10 protein-coding genes and 2 pseudogenes are annotated in these 15,701 nt (G+C 31.2%); 2 read left to right on the forward strand and 10 right to left on the reverse strand.

Annotated features, from left to right (window positions below; translation table 11 throughout):
• Positions 1-58: 58 nt before the first annotated feature.
• The 4 genes and pseudogenes from AMN73_RS00715 to AMN73_RS00730 all read right to left on the reverse strand — a co-directional run.
• Positions 59-178, reverse strand: a pseudogene (locus AMN73_RS00715) (large ribosomal subunit protein bL35); the annotation flags it as partial.
• Between the two features lie 53 nt (positions 179-231).
• On the reverse strand, positions 232-774 hold the full coding sequence (gene infC / locus AMN73_RS00720) for a translation initiation factor IF-3 (RefSeq protein ID WP_075534400.1): 543 nt from the start codon (positions 772-774) through the stop codon (positions 232-234).
• Complete coding sequence (gene thrS, locus AMN73_RS00725) at positions 775-2,691, reverse strand: threonine--tRNA ligase (RefSeq protein WP_075534401.1); 1,917 nt, start codon at positions 2,689-2,691, stop codon at positions 775-777.
• The gene (locus tag AMN73_RS00730; RefSeq protein ID WP_075534402.1) at positions 2,691-3,845 is read right to left on the reverse strand and encodes a glycosyltransferase family 4 protein; all 1,155 of its coding nucleotides are present in this window, start codon (positions 3,843-3,845) and stop codon (positions 2,691-2,693) included. The genes thrS and AMN73_RS00730 overlap by 1 nt, the downstream gene beginning before the upstream one ends.
• Before the next feature lie 43 nt (positions 3,846-3,888).
• Between AMN73_RS00730 and AMN73_RS00735 the strand changes: the two genes are divergently transcribed.
• The gene (locus tag AMN73_RS00735; RefSeq protein ID WP_075534403.1) at positions 3,889-4,644 is read left to right on the forward strand and encodes an alpha/beta fold hydrolase; all 756 of its coding nucleotides are present in this window, start codon (positions 3,889-3,891) and stop codon (positions 4,642-4,644) included.
• Here the strand turns inward: AMN73_RS00735 and AMN73_RS00740 are convergent.
• From AMN73_RS00740 to AMN73_RS00750, 3 genes are read right to left on the reverse strand one after another with little or no spacing between them, the layout of a single operon-like run.
• The gene (locus AMN73_RS00740) at positions 4,615-5,469 is read right to left on the reverse strand and encodes a Rossmann-fold NAD(P)-binding domain-containing protein (protein WP_075534404.1); all 855 of its coding nucleotides are present in this window, start codon (positions 5,467-5,469) and stop codon (positions 4,615-4,617) included. The genes AMN73_RS00735 and AMN73_RS00740 overlap by 30 nt on opposite strands.
• Before the next feature lies 1 nt (position 5,470).
• Positions 5,471-9,976, reverse strand: a complete 4,506-nt coding sequence (gene gltB, locus AMN73_RS00745; RefSeq protein ID WP_075534405.1) for a glutamate synthase large subunit — start codon at positions 9,974-9,976, stop codon at positions 5,471-5,473.
• Positions 9,976-11,415 carry an NAD(P)-dependent oxidoreductase gene (locus tag AMN73_RS00750; protein ID WP_075534406.1) on the reverse strand — a complete coding sequence of 480 codons (1,440 nt, stop codon included), beginning with the start codon at positions 11,413-11,415 and terminating at the stop codon, positions 9,976-9,978. Before AMN73_RS00750 ends, gltB begins: the two co-directional genes overlap by 1 nt.
• A gap of 179 nt (positions 11,416-11,594) precedes the next feature.
• Between AMN73_RS00750 and AMN73_RS00755 the strand changes: the two genes are divergently transcribed.
• Complete coding sequence (locus tag AMN73_RS00755; protein WP_075534407.1) at positions 11,595-12,362, forward strand: undecaprenyl-diphosphate phosphatase; 768 nt, start codon at positions 11,595-11,597, stop codon at positions 12,360-12,362.
• Here AMN73_RS00755 and AMN73_RS00760 read toward each other — a convergent pair.
• The 3 genes and pseudogenes from AMN73_RS00760 to AMN73_RS00770 all read right to left on the reverse strand — a co-directional run.
• On the reverse strand, positions 12,353-13,246 hold the full coding sequence (locus tag AMN73_RS00760; protein WP_075534408.1) for a DMT family transporter: 894 nt from the start codon (positions 13,244-13,246) through the stop codon (positions 12,353-12,355). The two genes, AMN73_RS00755 and AMN73_RS00760, sit on opposite strands and share 10 nt — an antisense overlap.
• A pseudogene (locus AMN73_RS00765) lies at positions 13,247-14,134 on the reverse strand (2-oxo acid dehydrogenase subunit E2); the annotation flags it as partial.
• 27 nt (positions 14,135-14,161) lie between these two features.
• Positions 14,162-15,701, reverse strand: a 1,540-nt coding sequence (locus AMN73_RS00770; RefSeq protein WP_425304117.1) for a transketolase-like TK C-terminal-containing protein, incomplete at its 5' end; no start/stop codon positions are given.

Below are 15,701 nucleotides of genomic sequence, written 5' to 3' on the forward strand. Positions count from 1 at the left end.
AATAATTGTCTCGCTGCTTTGCTTTTCTGAGTCTGTATCAACAATCTGTTCATCAATCTTGTGAATTAGTTCTTTTTATCATTCCATGCCTCTTTCCTGCCTGAGCCATTATTACTTTTCCCTTTGCAGAAATTTTGAACCTTTTTTTTGCTGAACTTTTTGTTTTCAATTTTGGCATGGGCGAACTTATACAAATATAATTTTAGATTTACAACCCTAATTTAGTGCTTACTACAAAGGCTGAATTACCATTATCATTTGTTTTCCATCAAACTTTGGATGAAGTTCTATTTTTCCAATTGAAGACATATCAGCTTTGATTTTTTCCATTAATTCATTACCGAGATGTGTATGTTGTAATTCTCTTCCCTTAAATCGAATAGTAAACTTTACTTTATCTCCCTTCGACAAGAATTTTTGAGCATTTTTTATTTTGAAAGTATAGTCATGCACTTCTGTTACAGGTCTAAGTTTAATCTCTTTTAAGTCTATTTTCTTTTGTTTCTTTTTTGCTTTATTGGCTTTTTTTTGAGCATCATATTTATATTTTCCCATGTCCATTATTTTACAGACCGGTGGCTTTGCATTCGGTGAAATTTCTATTAAATCTAATCCCTCATTTTTTGCCATAGATATTGCTTGAGTAGTATTTAATACACCCAGATTTTCTCCATCACTTGAAATAACCTGAACCTCAGGTGAGTAAATTCTATTATTAGATCTCGGACCTCTATCTTTAGTTCTTCTCTGAAAGTAATTTTTTTGATCTGCCACTTAGTTTGAAGGTGCTTGACTTAAAGCAGTATATTGTTCTAAAAATTTATCTAGCTTCATATTTTCTTGTTTATTATTATCTAACTTTCTAATAGTTACGCTATTACTGTCAACTTCTTTTTTACCACAAATTAATAGAACTGGTATCTTGGAAAGTGAATGTTCCCTTATTTTGTAATTTAAATTATGGTTTTTTAAATCTACTGTACAATTTATACCCTTATCATTTATCTCCTTAGAAACTTTTTTAGCATAATCATCAAAATCATCTGATACTGGAATTACAACAACTTGCAAAGGGCTTATCCAAAAAGGTAGCTTGCCAGCATAATTTTCAATTAGGATTCCAATAAATCTTTCTAGTGATCCAAATAATGCTCTGTGAATCATTACTGGAACTTTTTTGGATCCATCTTTATCAACATAAGATGCACCTAATCTTTCTGGTAAATTAAGGTCTACTTGCAATGTTCCGCATTGCCAATCTCTTCCAATTGCATCTCTTAATACAAATTCAATTTTTGGACCATAAAAAGCTCCTTCACCTTTATTGATACTGTACTCTAATTTCGTAGCTTTAACTGCTTTAAGCAGAGCAGCCTCAGACTTATCCCAAACTTTATCATCACCAACTCTAACTTCAGGTCTGTCTGAATATTTCAATATTACATCACTGAACCCTAAATTTTTGTAAATATCCAAAATTAGATTTGTAACGCTTAAAGACTCGGTTGTGATTTGATCTTCGGTACAAAAAATATGTGCGTCATCTTGAGTGAAAGCTCTTACTCTCATTAAACCATGTAATGCTCCAGATGGCTCGTACCTATGTACCTTTCCAAACTCAGACATTTTTAAAGGAAGGTCTCTATAACTTTTTAAACCTTGATTAAAAACTTGAACACAACCAGGACAATTCATTGGTTTGATAGCAAATATTTTCTCATCAGGAGTGGTTGAGGTGTACATATGTTCGCCAAACTTTTCCCAGTGGCCTGATTTTTCCCACAAGCTTCTATCTAAAATTTCGGGCGTATTTATTTCTTTATAGCCAGCCTTTCTTTGTCTTAGTCTCATATAATCAATTAATTTTTGAAAAAGACTCCATCCTCTCTCATGCCAAAATACGGATCCTGGACTTTCCTCTCTAAAGTGAAAAAGGTCCATTTCTTTTCCAAGTTTTCTGTGATCTCTTTTTTCTGCCTCCTCAATTCTTTTAAGATAATCATCTAATTCCTTTTGCGATGGCCATGCTGTTCCATAAATTCTCTGTAACATTTCATTATTTGAGTCACCTCTCCAATATGCTCCTGATACTTTCATTAATTTAAAGTGCTTTCCGATTTTTCCAGTTGAGGATAAATGAGGACCTCTACATAAATCATGCCATTTACCATGAAAATATAAAGAGATCTCTTCTCCCTCGGGAATACTCTCTATAATTTCAGATTTATAAATCTCTCCTTTTTTTTTAAAATGATCTGCAGCTTTGTTTCTTTCCCAAACTTCTCTCCTTGTTTCCTCATCTCTATCTACAATTTCTTTCATTCTTTTTTCAATTTTATCTAAATCATCCTGAGTAAAAGGCTCTTTTCGTGCAAAATCATAATAAAAACCGTTATCAATAACTGGTCCTATAGTTACTTGAGTTCCAGGGAATATCTCTTGGACTGCCATCGCAAGTATGTGAGCCGTATCATGTCTAATCGTTTCAACTCCCTCACGGTCTTTGGAAGTGAATATTTTAACTGTAGAATCTTTTTCAATATTAAAAGAGAGATCTTTTTGCTCTCCATCAACACTCATCATAAGTGCATTCTTTGAAAGTGATTTGCTTATTTTATTACATATATCTAAACCATTAACTGGCTTGTCAAATTTTATTTGTTTCCCATCTGGCAAAGTAATATTTGGCATTAGTTTACTAATTTTTTATATTCTGAATAAGTATTTAAACACATTTTTTCAATATTAAATCTATTTATAACGTTTTTTCTTCCTTCTCTACCCATTAAATCTAAAGTTAAAGTATCTAATTTTATAATTTCGTTAAGTTTGTCGCATAAAGATTTAGGATTTCCACTTTCAAATAAAAGTCCTGTTTTATTATCAATTACAGTTTCTTTTGATCCTCCAATGTTGCTAGCAATAATAGGTTTTTTCATTGCTTGAGCCTCTACAGAAACTCTTCCAAAAGCTTCGGGTTCTATAGATGATGATACAATTACATCAGAAATATAATAAGCAACTGGCATCACGTTACAATTATCAACAAATTTAATATTTTGTGTAAGGTTATATTGCTCGACAAGTCTCTCAAGTTTTTTTCTAAAAACGGTCCTACCTTGATCATCACCAAGAATTACAGCAACAAAATCTAACTCAGGGTTACTTTGTTTAAACAAATTTATTGCCTCTATGAACATTTCTTGTCCTTTCCAAGCGGTTAATCTTCCAGGTAATAGTATAATTTTCTTATTATCCTCGATTTTCCAAGTGGCTTTGAGTTTATCTATGTCTTTTTTTTTGATTGTGTCAGAGTCAAAATATTCAGTATTAATTCCTCTAAAGATAACTAAAAACTTTTTTTTTGAATTTAAAAATTTTTGATAATTTTCTGAAATATGAGAAAAGATAAAATTTGAACCTGCAATTAATACATCCGACTTGACCATTATTGAGTTATAAAACTTTTTTATTGAATTTTTAAAATTGTAAGTACCATGAAATGTTGTAACAAATTTTCGTCTTGTAATTTTTGTTGCTAAGTAACATGACCATGCTGGTGCCCTGCTTCTTGCGTGAACAATGGAAATATTTAAAAATAAAATCAAAAGAGTTAAGGCAATACTATTAATGAGAATTAATAAAGGATTTTTACTTTGAACAGGTAGTTTTATAAGCTTCACTTTTTTTTTATCAATATATTTAATCAACTCACCGCCACTAGTTACTATGTAAGACTTGCATTCCTGTTCATGCAAATAGTGTGCTAAATCATAACATCCTGTTTCTGCTCCTCCATAGCCTAACCTTGGTATAACTTGTAAGACTTTTAATTTTGATGCCATTGAATTAAAATATACATTATCAATTGATGTAAATAAACTTTATATGATTAAATACAAATACTTACGATTGAATAAATATAAAAAGTTAAGATATTTATCAATAAACAATCAATCAAAAATTTGTATTGTTTTTCTTCATGGTTTTATGTCTGACCTTGAGGGTAATAAACCAAAGAGTCTATTGAAATTCTGTAAAACGAATAAATTAGGTTTTGTAGGTCTTGAATACTCTGGGCACGGCAAGTCCTCAGGAAAATTTACGAAAGGTAATATTAGTACTTGGTCTAATGATACCAAAAAGATAATTAAAAAATTTGTAAAAAAAAGAAAAGTTATTTTGATTGGATCGAGTATGGGGTCTTGGATAGGACTGAAACAATTCAAAATTTTCTCAAATCAAATAATCGGTTTTATTGGAATAGGATCTGCTCCAGAATTTTTAGAACTTTTGATGTGGAAAAAATTTTCAAAAAAAATAAAAACTGAAATTAAAACAAAAAAAATTTATTATTTAAAAAGTGGAAATTATGAGTATCCAATTACTTATCAAATAATACGGGATGGTAAAAAAAACAAAGTATTAAACAAAAAGATTTTATCAAAAATTAAAGTGACAATGATACATGGTAGCAAAGATGAAGTAGTTCCAACCGTTTATTCCAAAAAAGTATTAAAACTCTTTCCTAATGCAAAAAAAAAATTAGTTGTTATTAAGAATGGCGATCATAGTTTATCAGACAAGAAAAATCTAAAAAGAATAATTAATGAATTAAAAATTCTTATCTTTAATAAATTTTAATCCTTCAACAAAAGAAGGAAATTTAAGCTTATATTTAAAGAATTTTTTCATTTTATCATTATTAACTTTTTTTGAGTCTCTATAAAAATTTTTAAGCATACCATCTTGCAGTTTGTCTGGTGTGATTTTTTCAGGAATTTTAATTTTTAATAGCTCAGCTGCAAAAGTAGTGATTTCCTCAGTGGATGCAGGTCTGTCATCAGATATATTAAAAATTTCACCTCCCTTGAAGTTTACCATCGACTCAACCAAAATATTTGTAATATCGTCTAGGTGTATTCTTGAAAAAAAATGATTTTTTTTATCAATTATTTTTGCACTTCCATTTTTAAGTCTTTTCAAAATATTATTAGAGTTTGAATAGATGCCAGAAAGTCTAAAAATTTGAATAGGAAGATTTGACTCCTTATAAATTGAAATCCATTTTTTCTCAGCAGCCAATCGACTTATTCCATTTTCAGAAGTTGGTTTCGTTAAACTTTTTTCATTTACCCAGTCCCCATTATGGTTTCCATAAACACTTGTTGCAGATAAGTATGTAATCCACTTGGCTTTAATTTTTTTTAATTCACTTTCAAAGTGTTTAAAGACTATATCTTCTCCATTAATTGGAGGAATTGATATTAAAATAAAATCTGCTTCATGTATTTTTTCAATTATTTTTAAGTCAAAGTAGTTTTCATTTAATTCAAAAATATTATGAGTATTATTTATGTTTTTTGGTGATCTGGAGGTGTAACTAAGATTTATTTTATTTTTTTTGGAAAGTTCATTTATAAAATTTCCTGCAACTTGTCCGAAGCCGAAGCAAAAAATATTTACCACTTTAACTTACTTTTTTAATTGTAGATTTTGTTGTAATTGGATGTTTTAATTTATCTAACATTTCCTTAGGGCATACCTGTACAAAATTTAAAATTTCCTTGTCAAAATTTTTGATAATTTCATTTGATAATTTTGAATTTGTTTCTTTTGAATGTTCTTCAATAATATTTTTTAAAAACTCTTTCCAGTATTCAGTTTCAACACTTTGCCAAACTACTGTTTCAGGGTTAACTTTTTTCTCAAATTGTTTACTTTTATCGTAGATAAATGCCATACCACCAGTCATACCAGCAGCAAAGTTATCACCAACCTCGCCTAGTATAATAATTGATCCACCTGTCATATATTCACATCCATTCGAGTCACATCCTTCAATAACCGAAGTAGCACCTGAATTTCTTACAGCAAATCGTTCTCCTGCCTGTCCTGCAGCAAAAAGTTTTCCCGATGTAGCTCCATATAAAACTGTATTTCCAATAATTGTATTTTCAGATGAAACTAGATTACTTTCATCTGCTAATTTAATTGATATTGTTGCTCCAGATAATCCTTTAGCTACATAATCGTTAGCATCACCTTTCAAAACTAATTTTAGTCCTTTCATTGCAAACGCTCCGAATGATTGTCCCGCAGAACCTTTGAAATTTAGAGTTAAAAATCCCTCATCTAACTTATCATGTCCAAACTTTTTATATAAATTATGTGATATTCTTGTTCCAACAGCTCTATGCGTGTTTTCAATTTCAAATTCTTTAATTATTTTTTTAGGATTATCTAAATGATTTTCAATTTCAGGCCATATGTTTTGATCAAGAGTATTTGGTACATCATTAATAATTTGTTTTTCACAATATCTCTTATTTTCACCTGGATCAGCTTGAACAAAGAGTGGGTTAAGATCAAGATCATCCAAATTAGCTGATGCTTTGCTTACTTGTCTTAATAGATCAGTTCTGCCAATTACATCATTTAAAGATTTAAAACCTAATTCTGCTAGAATTTCACGAACTTCAGTTGCAATAAAAGTAAACAAATTTACAACTTTTTCAGGAGTTCCAGTAAATTTTTCTCTAAGTTTATCATCTTGTGTACAAACTCCTACTGGACAAGTATTGGAGTGACACTGCCTTACCATTATACATCCCATAGCTACTAGAGCAGTTGTCGCCACTCCAAATTCTTCAGCGCCCATCATTGCTGCTATAACAACATCTCTTCCAGTTTTTATCCCTCCATCAGTTCTTAAAGTAACGCTGTGCCTTAAATTATTTAAAGTTAAAACTTGATTAGCTTCAGTCAAACCCATCTCCCAAGGTACTCCAACATACTTAACACTTGTTTGTGGACTTGCGCCTGTTCCACCATTATGTCCTGAAATTAAAATAATATCTGCTTTTGCTTTTGCTACTCCCGCAGCAATTGTTCCAATTCCTGATGATGCAACCAATTTAACGCCAACTCTTGCTTTAGGATTTATTTGTTTAAGATCATAAATTAATTGTGCCAAATCCTCAATTGAGTAAATGTCGTGATGTGGTGGTGGAGATATTAATGTAACTCCAGGTGTTGAGTGTCTTAATCTTGCAATTTCTGCTGAAACTTTAAAACCAGGTAATTGTCCACCCTCTCCAGGTTTTGCACCTTGTGCCATTTTTATTTCTATTTCATTGCAATTATTAAGATAATTAATCGTTACTCCAAACCTGGCTGATGCTATTTGTTTAACTCTTGAATTTGCACTATCCCCATTTTCCATTTTGGTGAACCTTTTTTCATCTTCACCGCCTTCTCCACTGCAAGAAGCACCTCTTATCCTATTCATTCCAATTGCAAGAGTTTCATGAGCCTCTTTTGATAATGCACCATGAGACATGCTTCCACTTCCAAATCTTTTTAGGATATTTTCAATAGGTTCTACTTCAGATACATCTATTGATTTATTCAAATATCTTTTTCTAAAGTCAATTAAATCTCTTAAGTTAATTGGAGGCAGATTATAAATACCCTCAGCATATTTTTTGTAAACTGTATAAGATCCGCTCCCAACTGCACTTTGAAGCATATGGATTAATTTACCTTGATACTGATGTAACTCACCATTTTTTCGATAACGATAAATTCCCCCAATCGGTAAAACACTGTCCTCGCTTTCAAATGCCTCATCATGAATTACTCTTATTTTTTTTTCAATTCCAGTCAGACCGATACCAGAAATTTTAGATACAACTCCTGGAAAATAATCAGAAACAATAGTTCTACTCAAGCCAACAGTTTCAAAGTTACAACCTCCTCGATAGGAACTTAGAACAGAAATTCCCATTTTTGACATTATTTTTAACAAACCACTATTTACTGATTTAATGTATCTTTTGATACAATCTTCATACTCAAAGTTACCGAATAATTTTTTTTCAAATCTTTGATATAGGCAATCAAGTGCCAAATATGGATTTACAGTTGTTGCTCCTACGCCTAAAAGGGTTGCAAAAGAGTGTGTATCTAAAGCTTCTCCTGTTTGTACATTTATAGACACATACCCTCTTAATTTATTATTTATTAGGTAAGAATTAATAGCACCAACAGACAATAGCATTGGAATAGGAAGTCTTTTTTCGGAGATATTTTTATCAGACAAAATTAATTGTTTAACTCCTTTTCTTACCTCAATTTCAGCTTCTTTTTGAATTCTTTCTAATGCAATTTCTAAATTTTCACTTTTTTCAAATGTACAATCTATTTCATAAGAGTTTTTGCCAAAATAATTTATAAATTTTTTAAGTTGAGAATTAGATAAAATAGGTGAATCTAAAACATAGATATTATCCTTAGTAAGATTATCAAAATTTAATATATTTCCTAAGTTACCAAATCTTGTTTTTAAACTCATAACTTTATTTTCTCTCAAAGAGTCGATGGGTGGATTAGTAACTTGGCTAAAATTTTGTCTAAAAAAGTGATATAAGGGTCGATACTTATCTGAAAGTACAGCTAAGGGTGTATCATCACCCATTGAACCTGTTGCTTCTTTAGCATCTTCAGCCATTGGATGCAAAATAAGCTCTAAGTCCTCTAAGCTTATACCAAAAGCATGTTGTCTTTTCTTTAGATCACTGCCTTTAAATAAAGCTTTTTCATTTGAAACTGTAATTTTTTTATCTAGATCAATTATTTGACTATTAAAATGTTTATATTCTTTTGCGAGATAATTTTTTATCTTCTCATTAGTAAATAATTTTCCTTTTTCAATTCTTACACCAATTATTTCTCCTGGTCCTAATCGCCCTTTGGCTAATATTTTTTTTTCATTTAATTTAATCATTCCTGTCTCAGATCCTGCAAACAAAAATTTATCTTTTGTGATAGTGTACCTAAGTGGTCTCAAACCATTTCTGTCATTAGCTGCTATTACCCACTCGTTATCAGTTCCTGCAATTGCTGCTGGTCCATCCCATGGTTCCATGGTGCTGTTTAAAAAATTAAATAGTTGTTGATGATCTTTTGATAAGACTTTACTTTTTTTTGACCATGCATCTGGAACCAACATAAGTTTAGCAAGTGGAGCAGGTTGTCCTGATATATTTAACAACTCAAATACATTATCTAGTGCTGCTGAGTCCGATGTTCCTGGTTGAATAACTGGTTTCAAATTCTCTATATCTTCAAATAAATTACTATCCATTTCTTGCTCATGGACTTTCATCCAATTTTTGTTTCCTCTAAAAGTGTTTATCTCCCCATTATGTGCGATGGCACGGAAAGGTTGGGCTAAATCCCAACTTGGTGCGGTATTGGTCGAAAATCTTTGATGAAAAATAGCAAATCTGGAGACAAAACGTTCATCTTGTAAATCAATATAAAAATCAGATATGGACTCCGCCAAAAACATACCTTTGTAAATAATTGATTTTGAGCTTAAAGAACAAATATAAAATCCACTTAACGATTTTTTAATTGCCTCGTTTTCAATTTTTCTTCTTGTCTCATAAAGTTTTCTCTCTAGGTTTTTGCCACTTAAGTCCTTATTATTATGTTTAAATAGAACCTGAGCAATTTCAGGTCTTGTTCTGTCTGCTTTCTCTCCCAATACTTTTGGATTTACAGGTACTTGTCTCCATCCATAAATGCTAAAGTTACTTTTTGTTAATTCACTCTCAACAATAGTTCTGCATGTTTCCTGCGCATCAAAATTATTTCTTGGCAGAAAGATCATGCCAACACAAATTTCAGCATTATCAAATTTGTGTCCAGTTATTTCAATTTTTTCTATGAAAAAATCTTTTGGAATTTCTAAATGTATACCCGCTCCATCGCCTGTTTTTCCATCTGCATCCACAGCTCCTCTATGCCAAACAGCCTTTAAAGCTTGTATTCCATAATCAACAACTGCTCTTGATTTTTTTCCCTCCGTAGATGCAACTAAACCAACTCCACAAGCATCATGCTCCATATCTTTAGAATAAACGTTATTCTTTTTAAGTAGATCTAAGTTTTTTTTATATCTTTCCATTAAGCTACTTTTTCTTGATTAATAGTTTTTTGCTTTAAAAATTTTTTAATATTTATAGCTGCATCACGTCCATCTTTAATGGCCCATACAACTAGAGAAGCTCCTCTAATGATATCTCCTGCAGCAAATACACCAGGTAAATTTGTTTCCATGGTATCAAAATCTGTTTTAATCGTGCCCCATCTAGATACTTGAAGTTCTTTACTTCCAAAAAGTGTTGGCAAATCTTCAGGATCAAAACCTAATGCTTTGATCACCATGTCAGACTTTATTTCAAACTCTGAATCTTTTTGAATTTCGGGTTTACGTCTACCAGTCTCATCTGGTTCTCCAAGTTTAATTTTATTTACTTTTAAGCTTTCAATTTTATTTTTTCCTATAAATTCTTTAGGTGCTGTAAGCCATACAAACTCTACTCCCTCCTCCTCAGCATTAGCCACCTCTCTAGCTGATCCAGGCATATTTTCTTTATCTCTTCGGTATAGGCATTTCACGGATTTAGCATTCTGTCTTATTGCGGTCCTTACACAGTCCATTGCGGTATCACCGCCACCTATAACTACAATATTCTTTCCTTCTGCATTGAGTTTGCCATTATCAAATAATTCAACTTTATCACCTAATCCTTTTTTATTGGATGCAGTAAGAAATTCCATAGCAGGAAAAATATTCTCCAAATCGTTTCCGGGTAAATCAATCTCTCTAGCTTTATAAACACCAGTTGCAATCAAAATTGCATCGTGTTTTTCTCTTAATTCTTCAAGAGTTGAGTCTTTTCCAACTTCAAAATTTTGTACAAATTTAATCCCACTTTCCTTTAAAAGTTTTGTTCTTCTTTCAACTACAAATTTTTCAAGCTTAAAGTTTGGTATGCCGTATATTAAAAGTCCTCCAGGTCTATCGTATCTATCATATATTGTTACTTTATATCCTGAGGTTCTTAATTGTTCTGCACATGCTAAGCCTGCTGGACCTGATCCGATTATTCCTACACTTTGATTAATTTCATTTTTTACTTTAATTGGTTTAATCCAACCATTCGCCCATGCATTTTCTGTTATATATTTCTCAACAGAGCCTATTGTTACGGTTCCATGCCCTGATTGTTCGATCACACAATTCCCTTCGCATAACCTGTCTTGAGGGCATATACGACCACAAACTTCTGGCATATTGTTTGTACTTTGAGATAATTCATAGGCCTCTTTAAGTCTTCCTTCTGCGGTTAATTTAAGCCAATCTGGAATATTGTTACTTAAAGGGCAATGGACTTGGCAAAAAGGAACTCCACATTGAGAACACCTACTTGATTGTTGGGTTGCTTTTTCGTTTATAAATTCATCATAGATCTCTTTAAAATCCTCTTTTCTAAGATCAATCTCTCTCTTAGGTGGATTTTGCTGACCTATATCAGTAAACTTTAACATCTTTTTTGACATAATTTTTACCTGTATATACTAAGAAAATTCAATTTTAACTAATATTTAGGACAGTTTTTATTACCTATTTTAAGTAAAAAAATGAGCATTTATGTAGCTAATTCTTTTTTTGCATAGCACATATTCCAACATCTTATCGCTTTATTTTAAATTTATATAAGCTACTTAAGAATCTTTAGATGTTTTCAAACTTTTTCGAATTAACTATTTTATCTGCAATTCAGGGAATTTCTGAATTTTTACCAGTAAGCTCATCTGCACATTTAATTTTAGCTAATGATATTTCAAATCTAGGGATTGGCTCAATTTATCTTGATACCGGAATGCACCTAGGTTCTCTGCTAGCTGTAATCTTTTATTTCAGGAATGATTTAAAAAAAATTACTAAAAATAAAAAATTATTGTACTTAATGATATTTGGTTCTTTGCCAACAATTTTTTTAGGTGCAATTTTATATATTACAGGATTAATAAACCTTTTAAGAAGTATAGAAATAATTGCATGGACAACTTTTATATTTGCTATCCTGCTATGGGTTGCTGACAAATTTAAAATTGAAAAAAAAATAGAAAGTGATCTAAATATAATATCAATTTTGCTTATTGGCTTATTCCAAATGTTATCACTTATCCCAGGCGTAAGTAGATCAGGGATCGTAATCACAGCTGGTCGTTTTTTAAATTTTGATAGATTTGAATCCACAAAAATTTCGTTCTATTTATCTATACCTGCAATTGCGGGTGCAAGTTTTTTAACTTTAAAAGATTTAGGTTCATCAATTGCTGATAATAATATAATAATTATACTTGGAATATGCTTTTCATTTATTTTTTCCTATCTAACGATTAAATATTTTTTAATTTATATAAAAAATTTTACTCTGTTTGCATTCATAATTTATAGAGTTATTTTATCTTTTATATTATTTTATATAATTTATATCTGAGATTTTTTTAATTCAGGAATAATTTGAGAAAACAATACACCAGCGAGTATTAAACAACAGCCAATTATATTATTCAGATTTAATATCTGAGATAATATAATCCAAGCTGCAACTGCAGCAAAAACACCCTCGAGTGAAAATATTATAGCTGATGGCGTTGGTGAAATATTTTGTTGTGCATAGATTTGTAAAACAAATGCGATGCCACCTGATAAAACTCCTGCATATAATATCTGTATTTTTTGATCTAATATATTTGCTAAAATGAATTCCTCAAATATAAGTGCGGGAACTAGTGAACAGATTGAAACGATAAAAGTTTGGATTAAACCAACCAGTATTGGAGCATCAAACTCCTCAACTAAAATACCAATAAAAATAATATGTAGGCTCCAAAAAAGAGCACAAATTAATACAAGAGTATCTCCTAAGCGTATAGTTGCATCATGGAAATTTGTCAAAAGGTATGCGCCTAAAATACATAAAAATATGGATGGCCAAACGCTCCAATGAATTTTTTTTTTAAATAAAAAAAATACAATAATTGGAACCATTGGCACGTAAAATATTGTGATGAATGCTGCATTAGCAACATCGGTAAAAAGAAGCGCTACTTGTTGAAGTAAAGAAGCTAAAAATAAAAAAATACCTATTGAGATAGATAAGTAAATAAATCTTTTTCTATTTTTTGATAAGACTTCACGTGTTGTTTTTTTTTCTAAAAATAAATAGAAAGGTATTAAAGCTAAAAATCCCACAAAAAATCTAGTAGTATTAAAGACATAAGGTCCAATTAGCTCCATGCCTGTATCTTGAGCTATAAAAGTTGTTCCCCAAATAAATGTGCAGAAAAATGCAGCTATCATTGATTGAGGTTTTGTCATTTAGATTGCTAACCTGTATGCAAAATTTTTACCCAAATTTTCTTTAAGTTCATTATTAAATCTTGCTGCCTCAGCGCCATCAATAATCCTATGATCATAAGATAAAGATAAAGGTAGCATAATTCTCTCGTTAGATTTTCCTCCTGAGTGCGAATGAACTTTTCTCAACTTTCCAATCCCTAGAATGGCTACCTCAGGAAAATTAATTATAGGAGTAAAAAAAGAGCCTCCTATGCCGCCAAGGCTGGTTATAGTCATTGAGCCACCGTAAAAATCCTTTTTATCTATCTTAAGTTTTCTGCACTTATCACTTGTAGTTTTGAGTTCCTCTGCGATTTGATTAATATTTTTTTGATCCACATTTCTTATCTTTGGCACCATCAAACCATGCTCAGTATCAACAGCTATACCAATATGAAAATATTTTTTGATTGTCATTTTTCCATTTTCTATGTCATCAATTGAGCTATTAAAAGAAGGAAACTTTTTCAAAGTTGCAACTAAAGCTTTGGTTATAAAAGCAAGAGGTGTTATTTTCTTTTTTTCACCAGTATGCAAATCCTTAAGTGAATTTCTAAAATTTTCCATATCTGTAACATCTGCTTCATCATGGTTTGTTACATGAGGAATTGTATTCCATGCATGCGAAAGGTGTACAGCAGCTATTTTTTTAACTCTTGGAATATCTTTGATTTCTATATCACCAAAATCTGAATGGGTAAATTCTGTTTTGAACTCATTTTTACTTTGTGTATTTTTTTCTTGACCAACATGTTTAACAAATTTTTTAATATCCTCCTCAACTACTCTACCATCTCTTTGTGAACCTAATACTAAGTTGATATTAACTCCTAATTCTCTAGCAAACTTTCTGGTTTTTGGACTTGCTGGAACTCTTTTTTTTTCATTCATAATTTATAATTTGCTTGGAAAGGATCTTTTTGTATCAATATTATATTTTTTTATTGCATCTTTGACTGGCTTAGATGAAATTAGTTGCTCATTTGACAGAACACTTAGTGCATATGTAACTATGTGTTCTTTATCAACCTCAAAGAATTTTCTCAAATTTTTTCTGGTATCACTTCTTCCAAAACCATCAGTTCCTAGTGAATAAAAACTATTTTTTACAAAAGGTCTTATTTGCTCTGAATGACTTCGCATATAATCGGAGGCTGCCAAGACAGGGCTATTTGATTGGCCCAAACATTGTTCTACATATGAAGCTTTATTTTTTTCATCTGGATTTAATAGATTGTATCTTTCAGTTTCCATACCATTTCTCGCAAGCTCATTAAAACTAGTTACACTCCAAATTTCACTATCAATTCCATATTCATTTTGTAGTATTTCAGCACCACTAATAATTTCTCTTAAAATTGCACCAGATCCAATTAGCTGAATTTTGGTTTTTTTATTTTTATTAAATTCTTTAAACTTATACATGCCCTTTAAAATTCCCTCCTCACATCCTTTATCTTTTGGCATAGCAGGATGAGGATAATTTTCGTTCATAGTTGTAATGTAATAAAATATATTCTCTTTTTTTTCATGCATACGTCTAAGTCCTTCTCTAAAAATTACAGCAAGTTCGTAAGCAAATGTTGGGTCATAAGAAATACAATTTGGTATAGTAGAGGCTAGAAGATGACTATGTCCATCCTGATGTTGTAATCCCTCACCTGCCAAAGTAGTCCTACCTGAGGTGGCACCAATTAAAAAACCTCTAGCTTGACTATCACCTGCTGCCCAAGCAAAGTCTCCAACTCTTTGAAAACCAAACATAGAGTAAAACAAGTATATTGGTATCATTTCAATATCATGATTTGTATAAGACGTTCCTGCAGCAATCCAAGATGCCATTGATCCTGCCTCGTTGATTCCTTCTTCTAGAACTTGACCTTTTTTATCTTCTCTATATGAACTTAATTGCTCAGAGTCCTCTGGTTCATATTTTTGTCCCTCATGAGCGTAAATTCCAATTTTTTGAAAAAAACCTTCCATACCAAATGTTCTAGCCTCGTCAGGTATAATTGGCACAAGTCTAGGTGCAACATTTTTATCTCTTAGAAGGTTTGTTAATAATCTTACTAATGCCATTGTTGTTGACATCTCTTTTTTTCCTGTAGACTCTTTTAAAAAATCAAAAATATCTTTTTGAGGAGCTTTTATTTGCTTGGCATAAGTAGTTCTTTCTGGAATGAAGCCACCCAGTTTGATTCTACGATCTTTTAAATATTTTATTTCCTCAGAATTTTCATCAGGTCTAAAATATTGAATTTCCTCTACCTGCTTATTAGTTAGTGGAACGTCAAATCTATCTCTGTAATACATTAAATCTTCAACACCCATTTTTTTTTGCTGGTGGGTGGTATTAACACTTTCTCCTGTTTTTCCCATTCCATATCCCTTAATAGTTTTTGCAATGATTACAGTAGGTCTACCTTTATTTTTT

The sequence above is a fragment of the Candidatus Pelagibacter communis genome (genome assembly GCF_001179965.1).
Lineage (GTDB): Bacteria > Pseudomonadota > Alphaproteobacteria > Pelagibacterales > Pelagibacteraceae > Pelagibacter.

Excerpts from the sequence above, each read along its gene's own strand:
- AMN73_RS00750 (WP_075534406.1), bottom strand. The coding sequence starts at position 11,415 with ATGTCAAAAAAGATGTTAAAGTTTACTGATATAGGTCAGCAAAATCCA.
- thrS (WP_075534401.1), bottom strand. The coding sequence starts at position 2,691 with ATGCCAAATATTACTTTGCCAGATGGGAAACAAATAAAATTTGACAAG.
- gltB (WP_075534405.1), bottom strand. The coding sequence starts at position 9,976 with ATGGAAAGATATAAAAAAAACTTAGATCTACTTAAAAAGAATAACGTT.
- AMN73_RS00730 (WP_075534402.1), bottom strand. The coding sequence starts at position 3,845 with ATGGCATCAAAATTAAAAGTCTTACAAGTTATACCAAGGTTAGGCTAT.
- AMN73_RS00760 (WP_075534408.1), bottom strand. The coding sequence starts at position 13,246 with ATGACAAAACCTCAATCAATGATAGCTGCATTTTTCTGCACATTTATT.
- AMN73_RS00755 (WP_075534407.1), top strand. The coding sequence starts at position 11,595 with ATGTTTTCAAACTTTTTCGAATTAACTATTTTATCTGCAATTCAGGGA.
- AMN73_RS00735 (WP_075534403.1), top strand. The coding sequence starts at position 3,889 with ATGATTAAATACAAATACTTACGATTGAATAAATATAAAAAGTTAAGA.